The organism is Borrelia sp. A-FGy1, assembly GCF_014084025.1.
GTDB lineage: Bacteria > Spirochaetota > Spirochaetia > Borreliales > Borreliaceae > Borrelia.
Genome location: NZ_CP043682.1, coordinates 650,071 through 674,385 on the forward strand (window position 1 = coordinate 650,071; position 24,315 = coordinate 674,385).

The window sequence follows — 24,315 nt, forward strand, 5'->3', positions numbered from 1 at the left end:
TTAATGAAAGTGTCAATTGATTTTGTTTTGTTATATTAAAATATACATTTCGTATATTTCTTTATGTTGCTTTTTGATGATTTCTTTTGTAGTTTTTATTTGTTGTATTAAATTTTTTAAATCACTTTCATGATTTAAGTCTAATTTTGCATAAAGATTTAAATGATTGCCTTCGTGAGATAAATTAAGTTCTTTCAAATTTATGTTAACACTTTTTAGTGTTCCTTTTATATCTCTTTTTAAATCTATATCTTGTTTTGAGAGAAGTTTATTAGCGTTTTTTAGTATTACATGTAGTCCTTCTTTAATGATTATGAAACTAATGAATATGGATATGATTTTGTCAAAGCCTGTCCATACATAATTTGCAAGCAGTAAGCTTAGTGTGGTACCTCCATGGGAGAAAATGCAGTTTTTATCAGCTGATGATAATGCTAGAAGTAAATAGTTGTTATATCTTTTCCCAATTTGAAATTTTACTAAGTATTCAACTATTTTTACTATGAAAAATATAAAGGGTATTAACGGTATCCAAATGCTTTTTTTGAAAGATTTATTTGAAAAAATTTCGAGAATATTGTTTTTATCTTCTTGATAATGATTGCTAGAATGAGAATGGGAATGATCATGGTCATGAAAATGGGCGTAATTATGACTATGTTCGTTAATGTTATCTTTAGATTGGTTGGGATGATAATGAATATGGAATCCAGATTCGCCTCCAAGACTAATTATTTTGTTCATTCCTGTTGAGTTTAAAAATATTGTAAAACCTGCAATAATTATAATTATTCCTATAATAAATGATATTAGATTTTCCATCTTTTTATATCCGTAAGGGTAATGAATTGTTTCTGGTTTATTTGTAATTTTTAGGCTAAAGTAGGTAATTGTTGATAATATAAAATCTGATAAAACGTGGAAAGCATCTGCTATTAATGCGAATGAATTGAAAAGGATTCCCACTGTAAGTTTAGATGTAATTGATACTACTTCTGCCAATACTGAGATAAGTCCAATCCCCATTATAAATTTATCTTTTCTTATTTCAGGTGTTAAATCTTTTTTATATATGTTATTGTTATTTGTAAATCCTAAACTTATAAGCTCTTCTTTTACTTCAGAAATTTTGCATGAAATTTTTTCTATTTTGTTTTTTTTCCCATAATAAATTAAATTATTGAATACTATTTTTTCTATTCCCTCTGCTTTAAAATTTGAATCGATATAAAAATCATTTACTTCGATTTTTTTATCTTTTATTTTTGCTTTAGTATATGAAATGACTTTAAAATTATTTTCTATATAGGCTACTAAGAACTCGTCTTGTTCTAGATTTTGAAGATTTAAATTTTCATATTTATTAATATTTTTATTATTAATTACCCTAACCATACTTGTACCTTTCCTTACTTTTATTGCATAATTTTATTTGAGAGTATAACAATATTTTTTTTTATATTCAATGAATTGGTTAGTATTTTGAGTATGGGTATTTATGTTAAAATCTCATTTTTTTGTTAAAAAGTGCAAAAAAGCTATTTCTCAAGATGAAATTTTTATCAATAATGCAAGAGTCGTTCAAAGTGTTTTTTATGATTTTTTAAAAATTTTTAATAGAAAATCTTTAGAGAATATATTTAGCTATTATTATGGAAATTTTGATTCTGAAGAGGGAATATATGCTTTTATTGATAAATTTTTACCAATTATTAGATTTCTATCATTAGAAAGTTTAGATTGCAAATTCAATCTTCACGAGAAAAAGCTTATATTAGATTTATTTGATTCTTCTGCTGGGAATTTGGAATCTAGTAAATTAAATGAACTTGCTAGTGCTATTGTTTCTCTTGGTATTTTGAGTTGATTTTCTATTGTTTATACACAAGGCTTAAAATGTGTCTTTTTATTATTTGATGAAATTCTTGACATCTCTTCTTTATTAAATGGAACCTTAAGTAAGTCTTTTAGTATATAAGTTTTTGATATTGTTTGATTAGAATTAAATATAACAGAGTTTGTGATGATTATTTTAGTATTTTCATCAAAGAACTCTGACATTACTTGAAGGCATATAGCGCATGGAATAGTTTCTGGAATTGTTGTAAGTAAAATGAAATCTATTTTTTGTATTCCAACAGATGATATCATATTTATAATAGCACCTCGTTCTGCACAGGAAGTAGCACCAAAGCTTGCATTTTCAACATTTGAGCCTTGAAAAAACAAATTATTTTTGGTTTTTATACAAGCTCCCACTTTAAAATTTGAGTAAGGTGAATATGAATTGTTCCTTGCATTTTCAGCCATTTGAAATGCTTTTTTAATATGATTAATATTTTCCAACTATAATCCTTAGTGTATTATAATACTTAATTGTAACATTTAATTATGATTTTGAACAAATTGCTGTTGAATTTTCAATTGTATCAAAAGTTTGTTAATATTTGTTTATGATAGTCGCTATTGAATTTATTAGAAAATATAATAATTTTATTATTATTGGACATAAAGACCCTGACTTTGATTGTATTGGCTCTTCTTTGGCCTTATCTTCTTTTTTATCTAGAATAGGCAAGAAAGCTATCATGCTTAATGAGGGACCCTTTAATAGAAGAGAAATAATTCCTTTTAAAGATAAATTTTTATCGAAGTGGCCTGATATTGATTCTTCAGAATATGCTGTAATTATTTTAGATTGTTCCATTTTTGATAGAATAGGAGATGAGTTTGTTTTTTATGTAAAATATATGCCTATGCTTGTTATTGATCATCATGCTTCGGGAGATAAGTTAGATGTTCCTAGTTATATTGACCCTTTAGCTCCTTCAACTACTTTTTTAATTGAGAAATTAGTTAGGCAATTTGGATATGATGTTACTAAAGAAGAAGCATGGTATATTTTAGTTGGGTTTTGTACAGATACAGGATTTTTTAGATTTATATCAAACAGTGATCCTGAGCCTTTTGAAATGATAGCTAGACTTGTTTCTAAGGGTTTAAATCTTAAGGATATTTATAGCTATATTGAGGCTGTCAAGAGCTTATCTTCAATAGATATCCTTAGGTTAATGTTGAATAATCTTAAATCTTATTTTGATGGAAAAGTTTTGATTACTGTTTTGCCTTTTGATTCTAAGAAAGATATTAATATTAGTGGCGTTAATGAGTTATTTTATACACTTCTTAATAATGTTGAAAATAATGAAATATTAGTTATTTTAAAAGAAACGGAAGATGGTTCTATTTTAGCAGGTCTTCGTTCTAGAGACTATTTTGATGTCGGCAATCTTGCTAAAGTGTTTGGAGGAGGTGGACATAAACATGCTAGTGGATTTAAAATTAAAATGAGCTCTTTAAGTCTTTTAGAAAATCAAATAATCTCATATATAAGGGAATGCATTAAGATTTAAAATTTGTTAAAGGGATTGTTCCTTTAGGATTAAATTCTTCTGTCAGGGTTAATAAACCTGATTTAAATGCCAACTTTGTTGTTCCATAAACTATTACTATATTTTTTATCCAGTCTAGAGTTTTTATGTGTTGAGGTGTAAGGGATACAATAGTACTTATTTTATCTCTATATTCTTTTAAATTTTCTATGTATTTAAGACTGCCAGGAGTTGATAGATTAAAAATAACTTGTTCATGTTTTTCAATTAATTTTTTAATTTCTTGAATTTTATTTGAATTAATACTGTTTAGAGGATAGTAGTCATAGTAATAAACAGAGCTGTTTTTAAATAATTTTTTTCCTTCTGAAATCATTTGATAATAAGGCGATATTAAAAGTGTTTTTTTATGCCTTGAAATTTTTTTTCCTATTCTAATTTTTGTTATTCCTCTTAATGTACTTTGCTCAAAAAAGCTTTTGGCTTCATTAGTTGGTATTTCTTGTGCCTTTTTATAACTTGGATAAATTTCTATTTTATTTTTTTTCTCTTTTAAGTATTCTATTTTAACTCTAAGTATTCTTTTATTGGATTTAATGATATTTTCTTTTATTTCGTTATCTTTTTGCATAAGAGTTAAGAGCCTTTTATAAGAGTTGATTTGTATGTTTTCATTTAATGATATTAATAAGATATCTGTTTCGGTTCGGATGATTCTTTCAATTGTATCGTAGATACTTTCGTTTTTATGCCTTACAGCATTCATTAATAAATCATCTGTTATAATTAAATTATTATATTTTAATTTTTCTCTAAGTATCCCCTTTAAGATTTTAATTGATGATGATGCTGGTATTTCTTTGCCGTTTGTAAGCATTGGATATGCTAGATGTCCGCTCATGATTACTGGAATGTTTTCCTGTATTAATACTTTATAAGGCAGTAGTTCATTTTTTAGCAACTCGTCTAAATTTGAGTTTATTATTGGCATTTTTGTATGAGAATCAATAACTGTGTTTCCATGTCCTGGGAAGTGTTTTGCTGTTGAAATTATTCCTGCTTGTTTTTGTCCCTTGTAAAAGGCTAGAGCGAATAAAGCAACTACCTGTGGGTTATTAGAATATGTTCTTGGTCCTATTGTGAAATTATCTTCATGAGTATAGATGTCTACTATGGGTGCGAAATTTAAATTTATACCAAGACGCTTTAATTCATCTGCTATGTAATATCCTGTTAGGTAAGAATCGTTTGGGGAGAGGGTGGCTGTGATGCCAAGGTTTCCTATTGTTTTTGATGTTGTTAGTTTGATATGCTGTGTCCAACCGCCTTCCTGGTCTGTAGCAATAAATAGGGGAATTTTGAATCTATTTTTTTGAGACATTGCTTGTGCTTTATTTATACTCTCTATTAGCATGTTTAAGCTTTTGGCATTCCACCCAAAGATTTTTATTCCTCCCAGATTTTTTTCTTTAATAAAATTAAGAGCAAAGTTTGTTATTATATCACCTTGATAGCTTATCATGAACATTTGTCCTAATAGTTCTTTGTCACTCATTTGATTAACTATTTTGTCTATTAATTTTTCTTTATCTTCTAGATACCAAAAGTTGTAAGAGAAACAATTATTATTGATAAAAAATATAACAATATAAATAACTTTCTTCATTTAACTCACAATAATTTTGTATTTATATTTTTGATGCATAAGCATATGATTTTATTTAAATTTTTTATCTAAGCTTTTTATTATTTAAAAACAATTTCAATAAAGCTATAAACCTATTTTGATCACTTATTGCTTCAATATATTTTTCATTAAAATATTTTAAATTATAATTAAATATAATTTTATTATATTTAATTATAATTTAAAATATTAAAAATGTTTGATTTATTAATTTTTGTTAGTTATAGTTTAAATTTTGCTTTTATAATTTAAGTTTTATTAGTTATTTTGACTTTAAACTTTTCGATAAAGTAAAATTACACTTTAAATATATAATTTTTGTATTGACAAAATATATTTGAATTTATAAACTTTAATGGCTAAAAGCTGATGTAGCTCAGTTGGTTAGAGCACTCGGCTCATATCCGAGTTGTCGTGGGTTCAAGTCCCTCCATCAGCATCAAGGAGTTTTATATATGAGAGTGGGTGTTATACTTGCGAATGGTTTTGAGGAAATTGAAGCTACTGTACCTATTGATATTTTAAGGCGGGGTGAGGTTAGTGTTAAGCTTGTTAGTTTAAATGATGATAAAGTTGTTGTGGGGTCTAGAGGAATTACTTTTTGGGTGGATGAGAAAATATCGGATTGTAGTGCAGATGATTTTGACTTAATAATACTTCCTGGCGGAATGCCTGGTGCTAGCAATCTTTTTGAGTCTAAGGATTTAGATAAAATTTTAATGCATATGAATTTAAGGGGTAAGTTTATTGCAGCTATTTGTGCGTCTCCAGCTATTGTACTTTCTGCAAAGGGTCTTTTGGGAATAAATAGATTTACATGCTATCCAGGATTTGAAGATAATACTACTGATGGTGAATTTGTAGATGAAAATGTTGTCATTAGTAATAATTTCATTACTTCTAAGGGCGTTGGTACCGTTTTTGAGTTTGCTTTTACCTTGCTTAAGATTATTAAGGGAAATCGAGCAGTTGAAGATGTTAAGCAAAAAGTGTTAATGTAACTTTAATGCAGTAAGTTTGATTTATTTTGTTATTTAAAGTGATATAGTTTTAATTATTTATTCGTTTTTTGAGATTAGTTTATAAGTATCTTCAAGGATAGTTAGTTCTTCGTTTGTTGGGATTATAAGTATTTTTATTTTGCTTTTTTCACTTGAGATATCAGATTCTGTGTTTTTTGATTTTGCTAGATTGTTTTTTGTATGGTCTATTTCAATTCCTACCTTTTCAAAACCTTTTAACACTAGTTCTCTTATTCCATAGTCGGTGACGCCGATGCCAGCCGTAAATACTAATGCATCTATATTAAAATCTAAAATTGCAAGGTAAGATCCAATATATTTTTTTATTCTATATGCCATTGCTTCAACTGCAAGTTTGGAATTATAATCGTTGTTTTCTATTGCGTCCCAAATATCTCGTAAATCATTTGACTTGCAAGATATTCCAAGCATACCACTTTCATTATTAAGAATTTTTTCTATTTCTTTTGTTGTTCTGTTTAGTAATTTGCTCATTAAAGTAATAATTGAAGGGTCTATGTCTCCACTTCTTGTTCCCATTATAAGGCCTTCAAGTGGAGTAAGACCCATGCTTGTATCATATGATAAACCTCCTTTAACGGCATTAATGCTTGATCCATTGCCTAAATGTAATATTATTAAATTTAAATCTTTAGTGGGTTTTTTGAGTATTTTAGCAACTCTTTTTGTTATGTATGAATATGACAATCCGTGAAATCCATATTTTCTAATATTATAGTCTTTATACCAAGAATATGGAATAGCATATAAAAATGCACTTGTATGCATAGTTTGGTGCCATGAAGTATCAAAGCATAGAACTTGCTTTGCGTTTGAAAATATTTTAAGTGTTTCTACTACTACTTTGATTGCAGCTGGATTATGAAGAGGTGCAAGTTCAGATATTTTTTTTAATTCTGCTAAGATATTTTCGTTGACTATCACTGATTTTTTAAAATCTGGTCCTCCATGTACAATTCTGTGCCCTATTCCTTGAATTTCATCTAGATTTCTTAAAATTTTTAATTCCTTACTTTTTAAAATCTTAACCAATTGTTTTAATGCTTCTCTATGTGATTTAATCCCATTATTTATCTTTTCTTTTATTATTTCTTTAGTATTAATTTTAGTTATTGATTTTCTTTCTTTTATTTTTTCAATTGTTCCAGATACTAATATTTGTTTACTTTCATACTCGTAAAGTTTAAATTTTAATGAAGAACTTCCTGTGTTAATTGTTAATATTTTCATATTCTATCTTTTATTATAATAATAAGTTGAGATTTTTGTATATGTATTTAATTTTATTTGATTCTTTATTATTGAGTTTTAAAAAAATTGATTTTTATATTTTGGATTTACTTTAAATATGGCAGGATTGTCTTTTATTATTTTTATTGCTTTTTTGATAGGAATGCTTTTTATTCTTGAGTATTTAATTTCTAATGATTCGTTTCTTTCCTTTAAACTTAATATATTTAACTTTTTGCAAGTATTTTTATTTCTGCTAGTTTAAGTAGAGTGTTTAGTTATTTAGGGATGTTACCAAATCGGTCGTAAATTTCAGATCTTCTTCATTTTGAATTCCTGAAATTTTTTTATAAATTAATATCTTGTCTCGGTCGTTATTTACATAGCTATTGGAATGTATCTATCATATTTAATTTCAATGATCATTTCGTTTTCCTGAGGACTCTTGCCTATTCTCTGCTCAATTGCTTTGTTTAGCATTATTAGATAATAGTCTAGTCCAATAGATTCAGTTTTTTTATGTTGTTTTTTCCAAGTAAATTTCCAACTCCTTTTATTTCCATGTCTTTCATTGCAATTTTAAATCCGTTTCCTAAATCTGAGAATTCAGATATTGACTTTAATCTTTCAATGGCGTTTTCATTTAAACTGGAATTTTTTTTATATAAAAAATAAGCAAAGGCTTTTTGTGAACTTCTTCCAACTCTTCCTTTTAGTTGGTATAGTTGTGAAAGAACGAATCTATGAGCATTGTTAATTATTATTATATTAGCATTTTCAATGTTGATTCCGTTTTCAATTATTGTTGTTGCTAGAAGTATTTGATATGATTTTTTATGAAATCATACATAATATTTTCAATTTGGTCATCTGTAAGCTTTGCATGAATGACTACTATTCTTGCATAGGAAATTATTTTTTCTAAAATCAATTTTATTGACTCTAGCTCTTTAATGTTTTTCTTTACAAGAGAAACTTGTCCACCTCTAGGAAGTTCATTTTCAACTGCATGTTTGATTAAAACTTGTTAAATTCTTCTATATAATTCTCTATTTTAATTCTATTTTTAGGTGGAATACTTAAAGCAGAAATATCCCTTAATTTGATTAATGACATATGAAGAGATCTTAGAATTGGAGTTTCTGATAACGAAAGGCAGTCAACAGATGCCTTAATTTCTTTGAGCTTTTCTTTTTCTCTTCCTCCAAATCTTTGCTCTTCGTCCATTATGATTAATCCTAAATATTTATATATTAACTCTTTAATAGTATTTTTAGTAGTTGTGTGTTCCAATTATTATGTCAATTTCTCCTATAGATAAATTTTTAATAATTTCTCTTTCTATTGATTTTTTACGAATCTACTCATCATTGCAATTTTGATTGGAAAATTTTGAAATCTTTGTTTAAATATATTGAAATGTTATTCTGTTAGAATTGTTGTTAGAGAAAGTATTGCTACCTGTTTCTTGCTAATTACAGCTTTAAATGCGGCCCTCATTGCTACTTCATTTTTACCAAAACCAACATCGACACATAAAAATCTGTCCATTGCGTTAAAGCTCATCATGTCTTTTTTGATTTCTGATATTGCAGTTAATTGATCTGGAGTTTCATCATATGGAAATTCTGACTCAAATAATAATTGCCATTTGTTATCTTTAGGGTATTTAAATTCTTTAATGATTTTTCTTTCTGAATAAAGTGAAACAAGTTTATTTGCTATTTCATCAATTCTTTTTTTGTATAAGCTTTTTTATTTTTTCATGTTTTGGAGCTAATTTTATCTAGTTTTATATTTTGATTATTATTCCCAATATATTTTTGGGTAAGATGTGTTTGTTCAATTGGGATAAATAAATTTTCATTATCATCATATTCAATTTCAATGAAATCTTTTTCAAGTAAACTTGTTTTGATTCTTTTTACCTTTCTGAATATTCCAATTCCATGATTTATATGTACAACATAACTATTTTTTCAACTTCAGTAAATGAGTCAATAATTTTTGTTTTTGATAATTCAAAATCTTTATTTATTTTTTGTTTTCTATTAAAAATCTCAGAATCAAGAATAATGGCTATTTTTTTCTTTTTTGATTATAAGGTAACTGGATATTTTTAGAATCTCAATTTTTATTTTTGGTAAATCTTTGAAGAGATATTTTAGTTTTTCTTTTTGTGATTTAGATTTTGCTGAAATTATTACTCTAAACCCTTCTTTGATCCAATGATTTATTTTGTCTTTTGTAAGTATGGTGCTTGGTGCTTGAAAGGAAATTAACACTTGCTTTCAATTTGAAATTCTATAAATTCTTCTGTTTGAATATTTTCAGATCTTGAGAAAAAAAATGTTAGCCTATAATTTTAAATCTTTTGGATTGATTAAAATTTCTTTTGGTGCTATTGTTTTTTTTCTTATTTCTATTGCTTGATCATAAAGTTTTTCATATTATTTTAAACTTTTTATCTCTTCTTGAAAATTTGGGAACTCAAAGTTAATAATAGGAGTGTCTTTATTGGTTTCTTGGCTTAAGTATATATCTCCTATTAATGAATAAAAAGTTTCTTCTGTCTTTATATTATTTTTTGTTTTGATGTATTCAAATAATTCTTTATTTTCATTTTTTATTTGTTTATTTAATTTAGTTATTGAGTTATCCCATATAATTCTTTTTTAGGTGTGATTTCAAATTCATAAATTTCATTACCTTCTCTTTTAGTTGAGTAAAAGCATTAAATGCTTTTATTTCTTTTATTTTGTCAAGATTTATATAAATTCTTATTGGTTTTGTTTTGTCGAATGAATATATATATCTATTATTTCTCACCCTTTTATTTTAAATTCTCTAGGTAGTGTAACTCTTTTTGTTTTTTTATATCCTAATTTTATTAGTTTTTTTCAAGTGTTTTTATGTTTATTTTCTTTTCTTTCTAAATTTTACAAATTTTTTTTAAATAGATTCTCTTTATTAGGAATTTTGCTAAGGAGAAAATTTATTGAAACAATATAAATTCCAGGATTATTTTTATAAAAATTGATTAAGAATTTTAATTGTTCACTAAAGATTTTATTTTTTGAGCAAGTTTCTTTGTATGTAATCGAATTGAAATAACTTAGCTCATAGATTTTATCTGTTATTTGTGTTAAATCAGCTTTAATTTCATTAGATATGTTTTCGTTTTTAGCTATTAAAAAGGCACTATGGCTCTTACTGTATTCTTTTATTTTATTTATCAAGAAAGCCTTAAAAATCCTTCACATCCTATTAATGTAAATGGTATTTTTGTTCTATGAATTTTCTTTTTTTTTAAAATCATGGTTATTTTTTAGTCTAGGACTTAATTCTTTTTCTGCATTCATATTTTACCTTTTTGTTTCTGTAGTTTAGTGTAATATTATATATTATAGTTATTATCGGGTTCTTTATATATAATGTAATAAGTCTTGAGGAGTTTATGGAATTTAGAAAGTTATTTTTGTTTTTGTTTCTTGCTTATGTTCCTTTTATTCTTTTTTCTAGAGATTACAAGGGTCTTGATTTTAAGGTGAAGTTTTTCAATCAGTCTATTTATCGTATTAATAGTAATATTTCTGTTGAGGTTTCGCTTGCTAATGCATCTAATGATTTGGTTACTCTTGAGATGGGAGATATTAATACTTTTGGTTTCGATTTTGATGTTACTGATACTACTAATATAAGAGTTAAAAGGCCTATTGAGTATGTTAAGGATAGATCAAAGAATGTTGCTATTCCTGTTAGAACACTAACTTTAAGGCCTAATGAAAAATTTTCTGTGGTGATGAGTTTAAATCAATTTGTACAATTTGATAAAGATGGAGTTTATTTTGTAAAGGGTGTATTTTTCCCAGATATATCAGATTTGCAAAAACGAATAGAATCTAATGTTATTACGTTATTTTTGAAGCCTAAAAGAGATGATATGAATGAAAAAGCTGAGAAATTGGATTTTTCTAATTTGTCCTCCGATCATAATATACAGGGTGTTTTAAAGAGAGTAAACTTATCTCCTGATAAGATTGTTGAATATTTATTTGAAGCATTACGTCTTGGAGAGAAAGAAAAATTTTTCTTATATATTGATATTGAGAGCCTGATTTTGAATGACAAAAATAAAGCATATCTTTATAAGCAAGAATTAAAGTCAGGTTATAGTAATATGTTAGAAGAATATAAAGAATATTTGTGGAGTGGAACTGGTGCTGATATTTCAAAAATTCCTAGTAAATTTTCTATTGTTGAAACAACTTATACAGACTCTACAGGGAAAGTTACTTCTGATTTATATTTTGATGATGGACATTTCTATATAACCAAACGCTATACTTTTTTCTTTAAGAAGTATGATTATTATTGGATAATTTATGATTATGCCGTTCAAAATACTGGTATTAAGGAGAAATATTAAGAACTTAATTTTTGAAATTAAAGGACTTAGTATTTTTTTGTGGATAATAAGTTCTTTAGTTTTATATGCTAATTTTAGACATGAAGTGGTTAAAGGAGATACCTTATATTCTATTTCTCTTAGATATAGAGTTCCGATAAAAGAACTTAAAAGGATAAACAATCTTGGCTCTGATAGTATTAAATTAGGGAATGTGTTAATTATTCCAACTTCTTACAATGATAATAAAATTGTTAGGGAGAAGAAAGTTGAAATATATAATATGAATAATAATAATCCTAGCAAATCAAAAATTCATATCGTTAAAGAAGGTGATACCATTGAGAGTATAGCAAAGAAATATGGAATTAAAGAAAAAGAGTTGCTTGCTTGGAATAATTTGAAATTAAAACAACTTAAAGTCGCTTCTAAACTAATTGTAGATGAACCTGATTTTTTAAAGCCATATGTGGTTAAAAAGGGTGATTCCCTTTCCAAATTAGCTTTGGATTTTAATGTTAGTATTGAAGATATTATAAGGCTCAATTCCTTGGAGAATCAAAATTTAATAATTGGACAGAAATTATATTTAAAGAGGGCTTTAAGTGATGTTAATTTTCATTATGTAAAGAGGGGTGAAACTCTTGGTAAGATTTCATACATTTATGGTGTTACTTCTAAGCATCTTGTTAATCTTAATGGGGAAAAGGCAATAAATTTAAAGGCGGATTCAATTTTAGAAGTTTCAAGATTTGTTGAAGAAAGTTTATTGAGCTCTAGAGATTCAAAATTAAAGATAGAAAAGAGAAGTAGTCCAGATTTTATATTACATAAGGTATCTGTTGGAGAGACATTGTATAGCATTGCCCGTAAATATGGCGTTTTGATTGAAGAACTTAAAAAATGGAATAATTTAAGTGGTAATAATATTTCTTATAAACAAAAACTTAAGATTTGTGATAATCGAAATGAATCTAATATTTTTAATGAAGAAGATTTAATAAAATCTTCAGAGAGAGATAATGAATCTGATAATAAAATTAGAATGCTTTCAAATATTCCTTCTGTTAAGAATAAAAAATTAGATTTAAGCTTTTCTAATTTTTTAAGCAAGAGAGATTCTTTTGATATTAGTTCTTTAGTTGTTTTAGACCCTAAAATACCTATATTTGAAGTTAATGGAGATTTTTATTATTGGTATAAGCCTAGAAAAATAAGTCAACCAAGTGAATTTTATTCAGAAGATTGGCGATCGCCTCTTAATGCATATAAGAGAGCAAGGCAGCTTTTTAAGAGTTTTGAAAATCTTGTAAAAACTAGGCCTGTTAAGAATAATAATCTTAAAGAAAAGCTAATAATTATTGATCCTGGTCATGGAGGACTTGATCCTGGTGCTATTGTTAAGGCTAGAGATGGACTTGGTAATGAAATTTTTGTTGTTGAAGATGAATATGTCTATGATATTGCCTTAAGGCTTTATGTATATCTTAAAGAGTATGGAGCTAATGTTGAACTTACTATTTTAGCTCCCGATCATTTAATTAGAGATAGTGTATCTGCTAATAATACATTTGTTAATGTAAAGAATGAAATTTATAATGACTATGATTTAAATAAGAATGATACAGTTGATTCTTGGATCAGTGGCACTCAAGATGGTTTAAAAAAAAGGCTGTTTGTTGTGCATAAATTTGTAAATAAATATAAAGATATTCAAGAAAAAGACATTCTCTATATTAGCTTGCATGCCGATAATAGTATTGGGGCTCCTCGTAGTATGGGGTTTTATTATCAGTATGAAGAAGGAAAGAGTATAGATTCTCATTCTAAGGCTGTTGTTGAAAAAATGACAAAGGGGTTTAAGAGAAGTTTTTACATTAAGGGGCAAAACCTTTATGTGCTAAAAAATAATATGGTTAAAACTAGATTTTTGGTTGAAGTTAGGAATTTAGCGTTTGATGAGGAAGCATGGGCAATTAGGTCTGCTAAGCTTAGAGACCAAGATTCTAGGATACTTGCTGATGCTATTTTAAAGGTTTTATCTTAAAGTAAATTCATTATTTTATGGAAAAATTGAGATTTGATTGACAAAAAAAAATCAATTTAGGATAATGTTCTTAGTGTTTATTCCCCTATAGCTCAGTGGTAGAGCGGGTGGCTGTTAACCACTAGGTCGGAGGTTCAAATCCTTCTGGGGGAGTTTTAATTGAGTAGATTATTTCTTTTGCTTTTGAAGTATTTGATCGCCTCAATTATTTTTGTTATTTTCATCTTCTAGTTGAAAATGGTTTTGTATTTTTGTTATCTCTTTAGATTAGCTTCATTAAGGCTAACTTTTATAATGTTAAATCTTATTTAAGTGTTTTATTAGAAAAATTATTTAACTTTATTGGGATTTTTTATTTCAATTATAGAAGATTTTTGAATTTCTTTATTTTTAATTTCAAGATATGCATGCTTGCTTGATATTATCTTTATTTGAATTTTTTATTCTTTTATTATTTTGTTTTATATTTGTTTTATAATTAAATCTCTGGCCTTTTCGACCTATCAGCCTTATCGATATCAATAAGAATAGTTATTCTATTTGCTTTTATTGCTGGCTTTATCATGTTGATAGTCTCTGTTTTAGGATTTTAGGATAGAAACTATCAGTATCAGCTCAGTACAATTAAAATATTACTTTTATCTCTTGATATCATTTTTTCTCTCAACTACCAACTACAACCGTTTATTTTATTATTTTTAGAATTTAATTCCAATTTTTAAAAAATGCTCTAATTAATTTGATTGCCTCTATGTGGTCTGATATCGCAATTGTTTCTCTTAAAGAGTGCATTGCCCACATTGGAGTTCCAATATCTATTGTTTCAATGCCTGTTTGGGCATTTGCAATAGGGCCAATTGTACTTCCAGCATTAATGTTTGCTTTTAATATTATTTCTTGAATTCTAATGTTATTCTTTATAGCTAATGATTTAAGTTTTGAGCATCCATTTGCTGTTGTTGCATATTTAAAGTTAGCATTGCTTTTAATAGCTACACCTTTTCCTAAGCCTACTGCATATTTTGGATCATGTTTGTCTATATATCCTGGATGAATTCCATGTGCACCATCCATTGAAATATGGAATGATTTATTTAATTTTATCAAGTGTTCTTCTCTTTTCAAATTTAAAGCACAATCAATTCTTTCTAATATTTCTGTTAATAGTTGTGAGTTAGCTCCTCTTGAAGTTAATGATCCAATTTCTTCATTATCGAAAAATACAGCTACTTTATTTCGACTATTGTTTGTATGAATGAACGCATTCATGATGGCGTGACATCCAGATTTGTTGTCAAGATTTTTTGATGCTAAAAATTCACCATCGCTACCTATAATTTTAGAATTCTCAGATGATGTGAAGATTAAGTCGCAAGACAATAAATCCTTTTCTAATATGTTGAGTTTTTCTAGAATTATTTCTTTGATACTTTTTTTAAGACTTGTAATAATTATAATATTTTCATGGGTGTCATATGAAAATCCTTCGTTAGTTTTTCGGTTTAAGTGAATTGCAACATTTGGTATAATCCCAATGTTTTCAATTGTTATTAGATTAGAATTAATTATTTCATCTTTATTGAAGTATACAATTCCTGCTAAAGTTAAATCTCTGTCAGTCCAGGTGGAAATGATAGGATTTCCATAAACTTCGATGTGATTTGAAACTACATTTCCTTTATTTTCTGTAGACTCTATTTTAAGTTTTAACCCAGGACTGTCAGAGTGTGCTCCTGCTATTAAGAATGGTTCATATATTTTGTCGGTGTTAATGCTAAACGCAATAAGAGTAGTGCCTTCTTTTTTAATATAGTAATATCCTGTTTCTAATTTCCATTTATCATCAAGTCTTAATTCTCTAGCATTAAGGTGGTATAATAGTTTTTCCTCAATATATTTTACTAAATGATAAGGAGTTAAACTTTTATCTAATAAATTCTGAAAATATGATATATCTAGAGTTTGATCATTCATTATTAGTTATCTCCTATTATTTTTGATTTTATTTTTTTATAACTTATATATTATTATAATAGTTAATATATGTATATATAGTTAAGGAGATTAGATGAAAGAATTTTGTAAATTGTTGTTCATATCTTTAATGTTGATTTCTTGTACTGCAAATACAGCAGTTTATTTAAGAGACAATATGAGCGGAACAATTTCAGTGGTATTTAATGTTAAGTCAGAATTTGAAAGAATAAGGAAAGAGCTTTTGGCTACTCTTGGAGGAGAAGAGGTGGCTAATATGCCTCTTTTCCCTGTAGATGACATAAAAAAATATTTTAAAGATATAGGACAAGAATCAGGTCTAAAACTTTTAGAGATTAAGGAAAAAGGGGATTCTATTAAGTTAGTTATTGAATTTGATAATTTGGGTGAAATTTTCAAAGATTATTTAGAAAAAGATAAAATTCCAATGTTAAGGGCGGAAAATAAAGACGGCAAAAATATTATTGATATTGATATTAATATAAAAAATGTTACAAGGATTGTTAATGAGAATAAAGAATATATAAATGATGCTCTTGCAGCGCTGCTTCCTTCAGAAGAAGTTAAGATGTCAGGAAAGGAATATAGAGATGTTCTAGTTTATTTTTTATCAGATTTTACTAGCAGGGCAAATGAGCTTATTGATAATTCTAATATTAGAGTTCAAATTAAGACTTCAAGGAAAATACATGATCAGTTTGGATTTAGGCAAATTAATTTGAATACTTTAGAATTTGAGTTAGATATGGTTAAAGGGTTAAGTCTAGAGAACCCAATAAGATTAAGATTGGTTTATTGAGGTCAAATTATATTGATGAAGAAGATATGAATTAATTCATATCTTCTTTTATGAACTCTAATATTTATAGCTATTATTATACTCTTACTATTAGTTTAGTAGAGATTTAATCCTAAGTATGGTATACAAACAAAGCTTTCCTAATGAGAAAAATCCAATAATGCTACAGCGCAGGTATTATCTTTTAAAGGTCTGATTCTCTAAGATCTGATATTAGAGCGTAGAAAAAGGATAAATTGAAATAGTATTTATGCCGATTGAATCTGATGTATGTCTTATTGATTTTATACATACATAAGGTTATATATTTGGGGAGGGGAGTGAATCCTGTTAGTGTTCCACCTAATAATATCTGCTTTTTTCTTTTACTTGTCGTGAATTTTATAATTGTTTCAGGGTCAACAACAGAGATATTATCTTCAATTTGCAGTTTTATTTTAGATTGAATCAATTAAATAAATGCTTTAATTCAAAACGTGAATAATATTGTAATTATTATCTTTTTAGACTATAAATTTATGCATCAATTAGAAACCGTTGATTAAATGCTTATAAGCTTTTTTGTCTTATGTATCCTTCTTTCATAAGAATTTCAGTTAATCGCTTATGTACATTAGAACTTTCCTTCTAGACAGTTTTGCCAGATATAATGGGTATATTTTTGTTTTTTATTTCTTTTTTTTGTTATTAGGTTTTCAATGTCATAGGGACTCTTAGTTTCTAATTTTATTTCTAAATTTAGTCAATATGAGTGAATTTTAGATGCTTGATTGATTCTCTCTGCATATATACAATCCTTACATGTATTCCTACGAGATAAACTATTAAGGATAAGATAAAATTCTTATAGTTAGATTTATTATTTACCTTATTCGTATTACTGTTTAAAGGAATTTCTAAAATCTGTTTTATCAATCATTTGTTTTTATAATTTTTCTTTTAATTTTTTATTTTTGAATATGTTTTATTAAGGATATTATTCTTTAATAAGAGTGTTACCTGTAATCTCTTTTGGTATATATTATAAGGAATAATTTAAAGTTATGCATCAGAATTATTAAAATCAAATCTATTATCCTTGATTTGCCAATTTAGCTATTCTATAGTTGTTAACTAAATTTTCTTTTGTATGTGTCATTTTAATGTGTTTTTCAAGCCCTTGTTCTGTTTATTTTTTCTTTTCTATTTTTTATAGAAGTTTTTTATCTTTTAGATATCATTTTTATTAGGTATAGTTGTAATTTTTTAATTATATTGTCTTTTTTAAATTGATAGTTGATAATGTCATTTTTTGAGATAACGAATGTTTCACAAAAGGCTCCTTGCCGCAGATATTATGTTATAGTACATGGATATGAATTATTTCATTTTATGATTTTATCTATTTTATCTAAATTATAAGAAAAATGATTTTATATATAATCTAACTTTTAATCCTGTTATTGATTGTAAAATAGTTGTATACGATGGGTTTCATAAAAAATGTTATCTTAATTATTAGTTTTTTTGATGGTGGGAAAGGGAATAAATGTAAGTAATGGTCCTTAAAGAATTTTAATATAGTCGGTATAGCTTTTGAATTTGTTGATTGATTTACTTGTAATCATGTAGAATATTCTATTGATTTTAAGATAAATAAAGCATGATTTATGGTGTAAAATATATCTAAAAAAAGTGAGGGGGGGGGGATTAACAAGAACTTAACTATAATTATTGAGCTTGATTTTATTTTTGATTGGTAAAATAAAGCAATTATATAATGATATATTAATTATTTTTTGGTATTAAGCCAAGCTTATTTGGATAATTGGCATATAACGTAGGTAATCATATTGGCTAGCAAGGTTTATTTAATTATGCTCTTAATAGAATTGTTAGAGTTATTTTTGTAGAAAAGGAGCACGAAACATTTGTATAGTTTTATTCTAAAATTTGATCCACTTGATACTATTGGCCTTGGCCGGAAGAATTTGTGATTGGTGAATTTGTATGTTATTTTGTTGCAATGGAGTTTTATTACATCATTTTTTAAATTGGGGGGGGGGCGGGTGTTGTATCATGCACTTGCTTCAGTAACATGATATTTTATTATTTTTATAATATTAAATGCCAAAGGATATGTTTAATAAAGTTTAACCTTTAACAGTCCTATCTAGGATTAATTTAAGTATTTATTGTGTAGTGATTCTCATGACAAGAAAAAGTAATTAAGATACAAACCATTTTTGTCAGTTAAGGCTTATTCTGAGAGAAGATAAATTTCTGGTTTTTAAACTATCGGGAGCGACGGGTCTCGAACCCGCGACCTCCTGCGTGACAGGCAGGCGTTCTAACCATCTGAACTACACCCCCAAACATAATACTTTAAAAGTATATTGTTTTTGCTTTTCTTTGTCAATTTATTTTAATGCGTTTATGTATTCCCATATTTTTGAATCTCTATCTACTGTTTTTCGACTAACGTTTTTAATTATATCTTTACTTGATATTATTTCTATGCTTTCCTTGGCTCTTGTTATTGCGGTATAGAGTAGTTCTTTTGTTAAGAATGGATGGTCTTCTATTATGATTATTACATTTTCATATTCAGAGCCTTGGCTTTTATGTATTGTTGTAGCAAAGCTAAGTTCATACTTGTTTATTAAGTTAAAATTTATCTTTTTATATTTTTCATTTTCTCTTTTAAATAAAACGTAAAATTTGGAATTTTCTTTAAAAATAACACCCCTCTCTCCGTTATATAAATCATTTTTATAGTCATTTTGAGTAATAAGAATGATTTGCCCAATTAGGTTACCATAAATTTTTTTTAAGTGCATTTTTATGCTTTCATTTATTCTTTTTGTACCAACTTTCCCAAAGTTTCTTGAGCATAGAATTATCTTCTTAAGAAGAAGATTAATAGTATGCTCTATTTTTTCATCTGTTAATAATTTAAGATTAAAATTATAGGAATTTTTGTATAGACTTTTTGTGTAATTGAATAATTCATTTTCTATGTTTATTTTGTTTATTTCCTTTAAAATTATTTTTCTGCTATTATTAATTTGGCTAAAAATTAAATCTTCATTTTCTTTGTGTATTGCTTCTGCTAATAAATTAATAGAATTATTGCTTCTAAAATTTTTTTTTAATATTTCTACATTTTCATTACTTATGTCTTTTATTTTGACGAGACTTGCATATATGTTGCCTCCAGATATTGATTGAAGTTGATTTTTGTCTCCTGCTAGGATAAGTTTTGTATTTATGTTGATTGCCTTTAATAATTTTAATAAATTGCTTGCATCTATCATAGATGTTTCATCAATTATGATTATGTCATATTCTAAAGGATTCTTTTCATTGTATTTATCATTTTTATTGATGAATGATATTTTTAATAATTTTTGAATTGTACCATATTCTGTTTCAAGATTTTTAAATATTTCTTTTAAACTTGATTTTAGCTTTTGGCTTGCTTTTCCTGTTGGCGCTATGAGAGCTACTTTTTGCTTATTTTTTAAATTGATATCAATTGCTTTTAGAATATAATTGATAGTTGTTGTTTTTCCTGTGCCAGGACCACCGCTTAGTATAAAAAAGTTACTTTTTAAAGATTTTTGAATTGAGCTTATCTGTTCTTCGCTTAATTCTTTAGTATTTAAATTATTCATAATATTTTGTATATTTTCTTTGCTGATTTTACTTTTGCTATTTTTAAGTCTTATATCTATTTTTTTAATTAATTCTTCTTCTTCTCTGAAATTTTTTTGAGTGTATATATTGATGTTATTTTCTATTATTAAAGGAGTTTTTATTTTTTCATATGGATTAAAGTCTCTTATTATGTTATTTTGTTTTAAATTTAATATTGTTTCTTTAATTTTGTTTATTTTTGTAAATTCGTTAAGCTTTTTTAGTATTTTTATTGATTTTTTATAAAATTTGTCATCTTTGTCTAACCTAAAGTAGGCATTCTCTATTGTGTTTTTAATGTTTTCAATTAGTAAATTAATATTAGCTCGAAGGTGACCTTTAGAGAGGTAATTAAATAAAAATATTAGAAATATAGTAAGATGTTCTTGTTTTTCGTCTTTTATTTTACCTATAAGTAAATGTGATTTGTAGTAATTTTCTATTTTTATATTTAATATTTCAATTAATTCATAAATTTTGAGCTCGGGATTTAAATAATTTCTCTTATTATCTTTTAAAAATTCTCTTAAGACTAAATAATTTCTCATATTTTTATTTTATTCTTTAAGTTTTAAGTATGTATTCTAGATCTAATTCTTTAAAATTTGGTATAACTGTATAGATTCCGTGTTGATTTCTAGATTGATTTTTCTTTCTTTCTTTAAATGCTCTTGTAAATAGATATATTATTCCCCCGAAGTTTTTATTATATTTTTCTATATTCTTAAAAAGAATTTTTTTTATTCCTAGTGCATAAATTTTGTATTGCAAGTCATATTGTTCTTGTATCATTATTTTTTTTAAGTTTCTAAGATTATAATCTTTTATGCTTTGTCCAAGGTAATTTGTTTTATAGTCTAAAATGTATACTTTATTATTGATTTTAAATATCAAATCGATTATTCCTTTAATATAGCCTTCATTTAAATTTAAGTCAAGATCTTTGTAGCTTATAAAGAGCTTTTTTTGTTTATTGGTTTTGTTGCTAATTCTTATTAAAAATTCCATTTCTTTTTGTAATTCTTGAATATCACATAGTCTTGCATTAATAAGCTTAATTTTTGTGTTTAATATATTGTAGATCATTTGTGTGAATGTTTCTTGTATCTCATATGTGTTTAGATTTGAGTTGAAATGTTTTATTTTTTTTTGTATAAGACTGATATTTTTTTTTTGAAAAGATACAAAAGTACCTTTTGCATCTTTGAAATTTATTTCTTCCATAATAGCATGAAAAATATTCCCTGTATCTTTGCCTTTTGGGAGTATTTCTTTGACAAAAGAAGCATCATTATTATAATCTGCATCATCTATTATTTCTTTGTTTATATTGTGTGAAGACTTATTCAGTGAGGAAAGGCTTGTGTAACTGTGTGTATATTCTTTTCTAAATAAATTTTTATTTATTGGTGTTGGCTTAATTAATTTTATATTTGTATTATGTTTCATGTCTAATTGATTTAATTGATAAGTTTTAATTAAATTATATACATTGAAGTCTAAATTTATGCCTTCAATTTTTTTTATTTCTGATAGTGTTAGCATTATGTTTATTATTTTGCCTTTATTGATGATAAAGAGAGCAAATCGAGCTCTAGTTGTTCCTACGTAAAAAAGATTTTTTTCTTCATTTAAGAATTTGAGGCTAGCAAATGCTTGATTTTTTTTTAATTTTAAAAAATCATATTCTATTTTGTCTTCTGAACAAAACTTATAGAATGTTTCAGATGATTTGAGCAAAGTTTGACTTTTATTGTCTTGAATATCTCCTATTAAAAATACAATATTAAGACTTAATCCTTTTGATTTATGAATCGTGAGTATTTCTATAGAATTACTGTCTTTTATATTTGTGTTGTCTTCGTCTTCTTCAAAATCTTTATTAGTTATAAGTGTTTCTAAGGTAGATATTAATGATTCTACATCTTTTTCTTGGTGGTAAATTTTAGAAATAAAGTCTATGCTTGCTTCGTAGTTATTAAGTTCTTCAAATTTTTCTTCGTTTATGAGTGTTTCTCTATAGCTTTTTTTTGTGATTGCAAATTCGGTAAAAGATGGATTATTAAAAATTCTTGCCAGGTTTATCCAAGAATCTTTGTTTGATATAATTGTATCTATTGCCTTTATTATTGTTATTTGTTTGTTTTCAAGTAAATATATTATTTCACTAATGAATTCTTCTATGTAGTGGATTTCATCTCTTTCAACAAAATTTAGATATAATTCCCATGGAAGATTTATTATTTTGCTGGTCAATACGTAGCTTAGGGTTTTAAATTCTTGTTTTCTATCTAGACATTTTATTAAATAGAATATTTCATTAAACTCTTTTGTATTAAAGAATGATTTTTCAGTTTTATTTGTTTTTATACCTTGTTTTTGAAGTGCTTTGTCTATTAAATTTATTTCTTTTGATGTTCTACAAAGTACTGCAATATCGCACTTTTTAATTTTCCTAAGTTTTTCATTATCGTATATTTTTCCATTTGTTAGCAAATATTTTATTGTAAGGGCTGTCTTTTGTATGGTATTCTCTCCCTTATCAGTTTCTATTATGTTTATTCCTTCTATTTCTTTATCATTTATAAAAATGTTATTGTTATCATTTTTAGGGTTTGTTTTAGAGCTAATAAATTCAATTTGTTCAATTTTTGATGTTTTTGTTTTATTATATATGTTGCTAAACATAATATTTAAGGGTTCAACTAACTTTTTATTTGATCTGTAGTTTATCCCTAAAGTTATTTTTGCATCTTCCTTTATTTTGTCCTTTATTCTTTGGTTATAAAATGAAACATCCGCATTTCTGAATCCATAAATTATTTGTTTAGGATCTGCTATAAATATTAACTTGATACCACAAGAGTTAAGAATTTTAAATATTTCTATTTGAATAAGATCTAGATCTTGTGATTCATCTATTAGTATTATTTTATATTTACTTTTTATTGAATTTAATAGGCTTTTGCTGGGAGATTCAAGGTGTGATTTAAAATTTAGCATTATGTGTTTTTGGTCTATTGTATTTGTTACATTAATGGTATTTACAAGCTCTCTTTCTATATATTTAAGTATTTTATATTCAAAATTTAACTTAATGTATTTTCTGAGGTTGCTTCTTTGGGGAGTTTTTGTATCTGGATTTTCTTTCATATCTATATTTGTTTTGTGGTTAAGGTTTATTAAGGATTTTTTAATCCATATTTCCTTTTCTGAAAGAGTAGTACTTTTATTAATATTAGATGTGATTATTTTGTGTAAGAATTGATTATTTATGAGTGTTTCTGTTATTTTTACTATGTCCTGTTCATTTTTATATTTTATTTCTGATATTTTAGATCCTTGATTATGTTTATTAAGAAAAATTCTTTTTTCTTCTATAGTCATTGTGTTTAATTCTTCTATTATTGAGTTATATTCGTAGATTAGTTTGTCTTTATTTATGAGTATGTTTTGAAAAATGGTTTGCTTTTCTATCCAGTCTCCAAGTTCTTTTGTTTTGTCTCTTTTATAAATTTTTTTTATGTATCTAATCATCTCTTCTGTGTTTGCAAAATAAGACTTGAAGGTTTCAAATTCATAATGATTTATTGCTAATTCTTTTTTAAGTAGTTCTTCTTTTCTTAAAAATTCATAGACTATTTCATCTATTTCTGATGTTAAATTTTCTTTTATTCTATATTGATAGAAGTTTCCTGTTTCAATTTGAAAATTATTTAGAGAATGTAATGCAAATTTGTGTATAGTTGAAATAAAAATTTTATTTGATTGTTCATAAATTTCTTTTAGTAATTTATCTGTTTTTGAATTATTGTATGCATTTTCAATTGATTTTAATATTCTAATATACATTTCTTCTGTTGCTTTTTTTGTAAATGTCAGCACCAATACTTCGTTTGGAGAGTATATTTTGTTTATGAGTAAACTTGTAATAGTGTTTTCAAGTGTATAGGTTTTTCCAGTTCCTGCTGAAGCTTCAATTAGTATTTTTTGATTGTATTTGATTTTATCTAATATTTCTTGCATAAAATTAACT

The 24,315-nt window shown here is 26.0% G+C and carries 13 protein-coding genes, 3 tRNA genes and 1 pseudogene; 8 read left to right on the plus strand and 9 right to left on the minus strand.

The window, feature by feature from the left end:
- Positions 1-30 precede the first annotated feature (30 nt).
- Positions 31-1,395, minus strand: a complete 1,365-nt coding sequence (locus F0310_RS03050) for a cation efflux transmembrane domain-containing protein (RefSeq protein ID WP_182117477.1) — start codon at positions 1,393-1,395, stop codon at positions 31-33.
- A 103-nt stretch (positions 1,396-1,498) separates the two neighbouring features.
- On the opposite strand from F0310_RS03050, the gene F0310_RS03055 reads away from it, so the two are divergent.
- On the plus strand, positions 1,499-1,867 hold the full coding sequence (locus F0310_RS03055; RefSeq protein ID WP_182117478.1) for a hypothetical protein: 369 nt from the start codon (positions 1,499-1,501) through the stop codon (positions 1,865-1,867).
- Positions 1,868-1,878: 11 nt separating this feature from the next.
- On the opposite strand, the gene cdd is transcribed toward F0310_RS03055, so the two are convergent.
- Positions 1,879-2,346, minus strand: a complete 468-nt coding sequence (cdd, locus tag F0310_RS03060; protein WP_182117479.1) for a cytidine deaminase — start codon at positions 2,344-2,346, stop codon at positions 1,879-1,881.
- Positions 2,347-2,453: 107 nt separating this feature from the next.
- Here cdd and F0310_RS03065 point away from each other — a divergent pair, with 107 nt between their 5' ends.
- On the plus strand, positions 2,454-3,413 hold the full coding sequence (locus F0310_RS03065; protein WP_182117480.1) for a DHH family phosphoesterase: 960 nt from the start codon (positions 2,454-2,456) through the stop codon (positions 3,411-3,413).
- Here the strand turns inward: F0310_RS03065 and F0310_RS03070 are convergent.
- Entirely contained in the window at positions 3,403-4,947 is a 1,545-nt protein-coding gene (locus F0310_RS03070; RefSeq protein WP_232535959.1) for a glycoside hydrolase family 3 N-terminal domain-containing protein, read from the minus strand. The two genes, F0310_RS03065 and F0310_RS03070, sit on opposite strands and share 11 nt — an antisense overlap.
- 497 nt (positions 4,948-5,444) lie before the next feature.
- Here F0310_RS03070 and F0310_RS03075 point away from each other — a divergent pair.
- Positions 5,445-5,518 (plus strand) — tRNA-Met (locus tag F0310_RS03075).
- A 16-nt stretch (positions 5,519-5,534) separates the two neighbouring features.
- Complete coding sequence (locus tag F0310_RS03080) at positions 5,535-6,080, plus strand: DJ-1 family glyoxalase III (RefSeq protein ID WP_182117482.1); 546 nt, start codon at positions 5,535-5,537, stop codon at positions 6,078-6,080.
- A 57-nt stretch (positions 6,081-6,137) separates the two neighbouring features.
- Here the strand turns inward: F0310_RS03080 and F0310_RS03085 are convergent, their stop codons facing one another.
- A complete protein-coding gene (locus F0310_RS03085; RefSeq protein ID WP_182117483.1) occupies positions 6,138-7,352 on the minus strand; it encodes an acetate kinase in 1,215 nt (404 codons plus the stop codon).
- A gap of 13 nt (positions 7,353-7,365) precedes the next feature.
- Positions 7,366-10,714: pseudogene (gene mfd / locus F0310_RS03090) on the minus strand (transcription-repair coupling factor).
- A gap of 95 nt (positions 10,715-10,809) precedes the next feature.
- On the opposite strand from mfd, the gene F0310_RS03095 reads away from it, so the two are divergent.
- From F0310_RS03095 to F0310_RS03105, 3 genes are all read left to right on the plus strand, one after another.
- Entirely contained in the window at positions 10,810-11,781 is a 972-nt protein-coding gene (locus F0310_RS03095) for a hypothetical protein (RefSeq protein WP_182117484.1), read from the plus strand.
- Complete coding sequence (locus F0310_RS03100; protein ID WP_182117485.1) at positions 11,738-13,807, plus strand: LysM peptidoglycan-binding domain-containing protein; 2,070 nt, start codon at positions 11,738-11,740, stop codon at positions 13,805-13,807. Before F0310_RS03095 ends, F0310_RS03100 begins: the two co-directional genes overlap by 44 nt.
- 81 nt (positions 13,808-13,888) lie before the next feature.
- A tRNA-Asn gene (locus F0310_RS03105) sits at positions 13,889-13,960 on the plus strand.
- A 552-nt stretch (positions 13,961-14,512) separates the two neighbouring features.
- Here the strand turns inward: F0310_RS03105 and F0310_RS03110 are convergent.
- Positions 14,513-15,784, minus strand: coding sequence for a M18 family aminopeptidase (locus F0310_RS03110; RefSeq protein ID WP_182117704.1), 1,272 nt, complete (start codon positions 15,782-15,784; stop codon positions 14,513-14,515).
- A 91-nt stretch (positions 15,785-15,875) separates the two neighbouring features.
- Here F0310_RS03110 and F0310_RS03115 point away from each other — a divergent pair, with 91 nt between their 5' ends.
- Positions 15,876-16,601, plus strand: a complete 726-nt coding sequence (locus tag F0310_RS03115) for a hypothetical protein (protein ID WP_182117486.1) — start codon at positions 15,876-15,878, stop codon at positions 16,599-16,601.
- A gap of 2,278 nt (positions 16,602-18,879) precedes the next feature.
- Here the strand turns inward: F0310_RS03115 and F0310_RS03120 are convergent.
- The 3 genes from F0310_RS03120 to recB all read right to left on the minus strand — a co-directional run bounded on the left by F0310_RS03120 (position 18,880) and on the right by recB (position 24,305).
- Positions 18,880-18,953 (minus strand) — tRNA-Asp (locus F0310_RS03120).
- 47 nt (positions 18,954-19,000) lie between these two features.
- Positions 19,001-20,827 carry an exodeoxyribonuclease V subunit alpha gene (gene recD, locus F0310_RS03125; RefSeq protein WP_182117487.1) on the minus strand — a complete coding sequence of 609 codons (1,827 nt, stop codon included), beginning with the start codon at positions 20,825-20,827 and terminating at the stop codon, positions 19,001-19,003.
- A gap of 16 nt (positions 20,828-20,843) precedes the next feature.
- The gene (gene recB / locus F0310_RS03130; RefSeq protein WP_182117488.1) at positions 20,844-24,305 is read right to left on the minus strand and encodes an exodeoxyribonuclease V subunit beta; all 3,462 of its coding nucleotides are present in this window, start codon (positions 24,303-24,305) and stop codon (positions 20,844-20,846) included.
- Positions 24,306-24,315: the final 10 nt, after the last annotated feature.